Below are 6,234 nucleotides of genomic sequence, written 5' to 3'. Positions count from 1 at the left end.
GGGGGGGGGGGGGGGGGGGGGGGGGGGGGGGGGGGCCGCGGGCCCCGCCCCAGAGGCGGGGGGGGGGGGGGGGGGGGTGGGGGGGGGGGGGGGGGGGGGGGGGGGCCCCGGGGTGGTTTTTTCCCTCCGCCCCCCCCCCCCCGGGCCCGGCGGGGGCCCCCCCCCCCACACCCCCAACCCACACCCACACCCCGCCCCCCCCGTCGGCCGCTTTCCACCAAAACCGTCTATTGTGTTCGCTCGAGCCGCCCCGGGGGGGGCCCCCCCCCCCCCCGGGGGCGCCCCCACCACCCTGTGTGCGATGGATCTGGAGTCATGGTGTTCACCGTGGGGGCGCGAGCTATCTGCGTCGAGCTGGAGAACTGAGAACCCTCTCAGTCCCTGTTCTCGGCCCGGCTCGGCGTGTGACTTTCCCCCACCTTCCACGACTCTTCCGTGAGGCCATGCCGCCATGCGCTCGACGCAGATCCGCAGCACTTTCACCGACTTCTTCACCTCCCGCGGCCACCAGCAGGTCCCGTCCAGTCCACTGATCCCGGACGACCCCACCCTGCTGCTCGCCAACGCCGGGATGAACCAGTTCAAGCCCTACTTCCTCGGCGAGACCCCGCCCGCCTTCCCCCGCGCCACCAGCATCCAGAAGTGCGCCAGGACCTCCGACATCGACAACGTCGGCCGCACCAACCGGCACGCCACGTTCTTCGAGATGATGGGCAACTTCTCCTTCGGCGACTACTTCAAGGAAGACGCCATCGCCTTCGCCTGGGAACTCCTCACCCAGGGCTACGGGCTGGAGAAGGACAAGCTCTGGATCACCGTCTACGAGGACGACGACGAGGCTGAGCACCTCTGGCGCCGCATCGGCGTCCCCGCCTCCCGCATCCAGCGCCTGGGCATGGAGGACAACTACTGGTCCATGGGCGTCCCCGGCCCCTGCGGACCCTGCTCGGAGGTCAGCTACGACCGCGGCCCCGCCTTCGGCAAGGAAGGCGGCCCTGCCGTCGACGGCGAACGCTACGTCGAGATCTGGAACCTGGTCTTCATGCAGTTCCAACGCGGCGAGGGCGACAAGAAGGGCAACTTCCCCATCCTCGGCGAACTCGCCAACAAGAGCATCGACACCGGCCTCGGCCTGGACCGCCTCGCCGCGATCCTCCAGGACGCCGAGAACGTCTGCACCACCGACCTGCTGCTCCCCACGATGGACATCGTCCAGAACCTCGCCGGCCGCGAGTACCCCGGCCAGGGTGAGGAGAAGGTCTCCTTCCAGGTCGTCACCGAGCACGCCCGCTCCATGGCCTTCCTCATCGCCGACGGCGTCCTGCCCGCCAAGGACGGCCGTGGCTACGTCCTGCGGCGCCTGATGCGCCGGGCGATCCGCCACGCCCGCCTCCTGGGCATCACCGGGCCGGTCCTCCCTGCTGCCACCGCCAGCGTGATCACCAATCTGGGTGACGTCTGGCCGGAGCTGGCCGCCCAGGCCGCCCTGATCGAGCAGGTCGTCACCGCCGAAGAGGAGTCCTTCACCCGCACCCTGGCCCAGGGAACCCGGCTGCTGGATGCCGCGATCACCCGTACTCGTGAGAGCCGGTCGGCCGCCCTGCCCGGAGAGACCGCCTTCGAGCTGGCCGACACCTTCGGCTTCCCCCTCGAACTCACCGTCGAGGCCGCCCGCGACGCCGGCCTGACCGTCGATGAGGACCGGTTCGCCGTGCTGCTGGAGGAACAGAAGAAGCGCGCGAAAGCCGGAGGCAAGGCCAAGACCATTGAGGCCTTGCGGAAGATGGACACCTACCGCGAGCTGGCCGCGCAACTGCCGCGCACCGAGTTCCTCGGATACGACCACCTCACCGCCGAGACCACGGTGAAGGGCCTGATCTTCGAAGGTGCCGTCGTCACCACCGCCCCCGAGGGCGCCGAGGTCGAGCTGGTCCTGGACCGCTCACCGTTCTACGCCGAGGCCGGCGGCCAGACCGGCGACACAGGCACGCTCCGCACCAACGACGGCACCCTGCTGCGGATCACCGACACCCGCTACGGCCTGGAAGGCTTCCGCGTCCACACCGCCCGCGTCCTGGAAGGCGAGATCCGTACGGGGGATGGCGGTGAGGCGTCCGTGGACGCCGACAGGCGCAAGGGCCTGATGCGGTCGCACTCGGCCACCCACATCCTCCACGCCGTCGTCCGCGCGACCCTGGGCGACCACGCCGCCCAGCAGGGCTCACTGGTCGAGCCGGACCGGCTCCGCTTCGACTTCGCCCACTTCTCCGCCCTCAACCCCGACCAGCTCGCCCAGATCGAGACGACCGTCAATGGGCACGTTCTCGACGACCCGGAAGTGCGGGCCTGGCACGCCGACCGCGCCGAAGCCGAAGCCGCAGGAGCCATCGCCCTGTTCGGAGAGAAGTACGGCGACACCGTCCGCATCGTCGACATCGGCGACTTCTCCCGCGAACTCTGCGGCGGCACCCACGTCGCCCACGGCTCCCAGGTCGGCACCTTCCGCCTCCTCAGCGAGTCCTCGATCGGCTCCAACCTCCGCCGCGTCGAAGCCCTCACCGGCCACGACACCCTCCACCACCTCGACACCGAACGCCGCCTGCTGAACGAACTCGCCGGCCTGCTCGGCACCCGGCCCACCGACACTCCCGCCGCCCTGCGCAAGCGCCTCCAGGCGCTCACCACAGCCCAGGAACAACTGTCGAAGCTGCGGGCCGAAGCCCTGCGGCACCAGGCCGCCCTGCTCGCCGACCAGGCCGAGCCGTCCGGCCGTGGCTGGATCGTCGCCCAGCGCGTCACCGGTGTCGCCCCCGATGAACTGCGCGGTCTGGCTGCCGACGTGGTCAGCCGTATCCACCGAGGCCCCGCCGTCGTCATCCTCGGCACCGAGCACAACGGCAAGGCCCTGATCGTCGCCGCGATCTCGCACAGCCTCCGCCAGGAAGGCGCCGAGGCCGGCCAGATCCTCACCGACGCCGCCCGCACCGTCGGCGGCGGCTCCGGCGGCCGCGGCCCCGTCGCCAACGCAGGCGGACGCCGCACCGAAGCCCTCGATCGAGCCCTCGCCATCGCTGCCGCCGAAGCCGGGCTGCTCCTGGCCGACGGCTGAACCGGGCACCTGCGCTACGTCGGCAACCGGGCAGTCGCCGACGGCCTAAAGACCATGGTGCAGACATGGGTGCAACTGGGGCGACCAGGCATCGCCGACCACTACACGGTCCTCGAACGAGCCAGCGACAGCGAGACGGTCTTCTATCCGGTCGAATGGCACCTGCGCGAGGACTACCGGCAGCACTGACCGACACGGCGCGAGAGGGGGCATCGACTTGGGTCGGTGTTCCCTCTCGCGAGCTGGGACCTCTGGCTGGCGGGTAGTTACGTGCTTCCCAGGTGATGTCGATGGCCCAGTGCCGCTCGGCCTGGCCGACTGCCTCGGATTCGCGAATCTCCGGCGGCGAGGCGAACCGTGCCCACCGGAAGTCGGCACCTGACCGGAAGGAGTCGAGCCAAAACGTCGCGTGCTCGGCCCGGGCGTGCTGGAAGGTGACGGAGCCGTGGAACGAAGCGCGCCCTCTGGAACGAGACCTCGTATCCCAGGAACACGGCTCCGACGAATGACCTCCGGGAAGAACTGCACCATGCGCGCAGAGCGAGCCGACGCCAGTCGGGCTTGGCCAGCCCGATGCCAGATTCGATCAACTTAGGGCAATTGCGCTAGCACAGCGCCGAGTTGGCCTAGCGTCGCCGTTAATCGGTTGCTTCGTCCGGATAGGCGGAGCGACCCCCGGTCCTGGCTTAGGCCCCAGTGTCCGGGGGTCTACACCGTTCGAAGCGAAGGTCTCCGAAACCGTGCTCAAGCATGCTAGCGCCCTAGAGGGCCGCTTCACCCAGGTACCGAACGACATCATCCGTAATCCGCGCCTGTCCTCGGACGCCGTGCGCCTGCTGATGTTGCTGCTGTCGCTGGCCGACCCGGCGGGGCTGTCGCTGTGGGATGCGGCGCGCCGGGTGGAGATCAAGAAGGCGGCGTTCCAGCGGGCCAAGAAGCAGTTGAAGGCGGAAGGGTACGTCCATGAGTGGCGTCGCCAGGGCTCGGACGGGCGTTGGTCGACGACGCAGTTGGTGTCCAATGTGCCCCTGGAGGCCGAGGAGGCCGCCGCGATCCGGGACGGCTTCCGGCCAACGGGCCTGAAACCGGCGGACCTAAATCCGGCGGACCTAAATCCGGCGGATGTAAAACCGGCGGACGCGAATCCGGCGGTCGGTGAGCCGAAGGGTCGGGCCGTCGGCCGTTCCCAACAGAACACTGGGGAGAACAAGCACCTCCCACCCTCCCAGCCCTCCCGCACCGCCACCGTCTCCACGCCTGCTCCGCTGGTCGAGAGGGGTGCGCAGGTGTTGGCCGCGGTGTCGCACTCGGAGCGGCGGTTGAGGCTGACCGGCCGGGAGGTGCGGGATCTTGCTCCGCTGGCGGGGGAATGGCTGTTGCGCGGCGTCTCGATGAACGACCTGCGCGATGCGTTGACGCTGGGGCTTCCCCAGCCAGTCCAGTGCGCGGCGGGGCTCATCCGTGACCGTTTGGTCCGGAAGATGCCCGATATCCCCTCGATCGAGCGGCAGATCGCCGCGAGCTCGCCGCCGCCTCGTCCGCGGCGGTTGCAGTCCTGTGCCGGTGGGTGTGGACGGCTCATCCGCCCGGTCGGGGAGGAAACCCAGTGCCGTGACTGTCGCCTGGAGGCACTTGAGACAGCCGCACAGGACGACTTGGGTGCGGTGGACGCGACTCGGCGCGGCATGGCGGCCGTTCGTACGGCACTGCGCGCTGCGAAGTGAGCGGCGATGGTGAGGTGAGTCTCGCCATAGGGCTGACCAAGATCAATCACAGATCGGCCCATTAGGGTCGAAGGCATGACGACACCCCTTGCCGGCAGTGCCTTCGACTCGCTCCGCCTCGACGCCGTGCCCGACCAGCAGGCGTTGCGCCGGGTCTACGAACTCCCCGGCGACGCGGCCGTGCGCAAGCAGATGACCGAACTCACCGAGCAGACCCGGCGGTTGATCGGCTGCTCATCGCTGGTCCTGATCGCCAGCGCGGATGCCGAGGGCAACTGTGATGTCTCCCCGCGCGGCGGTCCCGCCGGGTTCGTCGCCGTCCTGGACGCATGGACGGTGGCGATACCGGACGCGACAGGCAACAAGCGTCTGGACACCCTGCAGAACGTCATCGCCACCGGACGGGCCGGGCTGCTGTTCGTCATCCCGGGGCGCACCACGACGCTCAGGGTGAACGGCCGGGCCTGCGTCTCCACCCGCCCGGAGCTGCTGTCGCAGCTGACCGCCGTGGGCAAGCCGCCGGCCAGTGCGCTGGTGCTGGGGATCGAGGAGGTCTACCCACACTGCCCCAAGGCGCTCCTGCGCAGCGCGTCCTGGAAGCCGGAGCAGTGGCTGCCGGCGGACGCCCAGCCGACCTCGGCCGAGGTGACGCTGGCCCAGCTGCGGAGGCCGGAGCTGACGATCGCCGACATCGAGCAGGCGGAGGCGGATTCGCTGAAGTACCGGTACGAGTAACGGGCCGGCCAGCGATTGCTGAACCACCGGACCAGCACGCCCCGTGATCAATCGCGGGTCGGCCCGTCAGGTTCCCAGGGGCAGTTGAGCCCCCAGGGGTGGATGGAGGTACGTTGCAAGCGTGGGGCTCGTTGAGTGGGTCCCCGCGGAGCCAAGGAAAGCAACGTGCAACCTCCCTACATACCCATGGACGACTGGTGGAGCCTCGCCTTCTCGGCGACGCTGATCTGGCTGCTCTTCTTCCTGCCCGCCATGCCGAGCCGGCGGTACCGGCTGCAGATCTGCCTGGGCCCGGTGCTCGCCGCGGCCTACGGCGTGGCGAGCCATCTGGTGCGGGGCGATGGGGCCGAGCTGTTGCTGTCGATGTATGTCACCGCGATGCTGGCCATTCCGCTCAGCCTGCTGGGACGCCGGAAGTGGCTCGCGGAGGCGATCCTGAACCGGGACGCCGATGGGGAACGCCGGGAGCGTGGGCCGTCCTTCGGGATGGTGGCACAGCTGGTGACCTCGTACTGCGCCGTGGGCGGGCTGATGTGGTGGCTCGGCCCGGGGTGGTGAGGCAGGCCCGCCCGTGACAACGGCCCGTCGATGTCCCGTACGCGGGACATCGACGGGCCGTTGTCACCTGAGGTTAGGGCCGCGGCAGGGGCGGCATGACCTCCTGCG

The 6,234-nt window shown here is 69.7% G+C and carries 5 protein-coding genes; all 5 read left to right on the top strand.

Going from position 1 to position 6,234, the window contains the following annotated elements; translation table 11 throughout:
- Positions 1 to 451 precede the first annotated feature (451 nt).
- The 5 genes from alaS to ABCR83_RS31770 all read left to right on the top strand — a co-directional run bounded on the left by alaS (position 452) and on the right by ABCR83_RS31770 (position 6,126).
- Entirely contained in the window at positions 452 to 3,109 is a 2,658-nt protein-coding gene (alaS, locus tag ABCR83_RS31790) for an alanine--tRNA ligase (protein WP_462698736.1), read from the top strand.
- Between the two features lie 54 nt (positions 3,110 to 3,163).
- On the top strand, positions 3,164 to 3,298 hold the full coding sequence (locus ABCR83_RS31785) for a hypothetical protein (RefSeq protein ID WP_462698735.1): 135 nt from the start codon (positions 3,164 to 3,166) through the stop codon (positions 3,296 to 3,298).
- A gap of 551 nt (positions 3,299 to 3,849) precedes the next feature.
- Positions 3,850 to 4,833, top strand: a complete 984-nt coding sequence (locus ABCR83_RS31780) for a hypothetical protein (protein ID WP_462698734.1) — start codon at positions 3,850 to 3,852, stop codon at positions 4,831 to 4,833.
- Positions 4,834 to 4,908: 75 nt separating this feature from the next.
- The gene (locus tag ABCR83_RS31775) at positions 4,909 to 5,568 is read left to right on the top strand and encodes an MSMEG_1061 family FMN-dependent PPOX-type flavoprotein (protein WP_462698733.1); all 660 of its coding nucleotides are present in this window, start codon (positions 4,909 to 4,911) and stop codon (positions 5,566 to 5,568) included.
- A gap of 165 nt (positions 5,569 to 5,733) precedes the next feature.
- Complete coding sequence (locus ABCR83_RS31770) at positions 5,734 to 6,126, top strand: hypothetical protein (protein WP_462698732.1); 393 nt, start codon at positions 5,734 to 5,736, stop codon at positions 6,124 to 6,126.
- Positions 6,127 to 6,234: the final 108 nt, after the last annotated feature.

This window comes from Streptomyces xingningensis, assembly GCF_054957865.1.
This window is presented reverse-complemented; position numbering and strand designations above follow the sequence as displayed.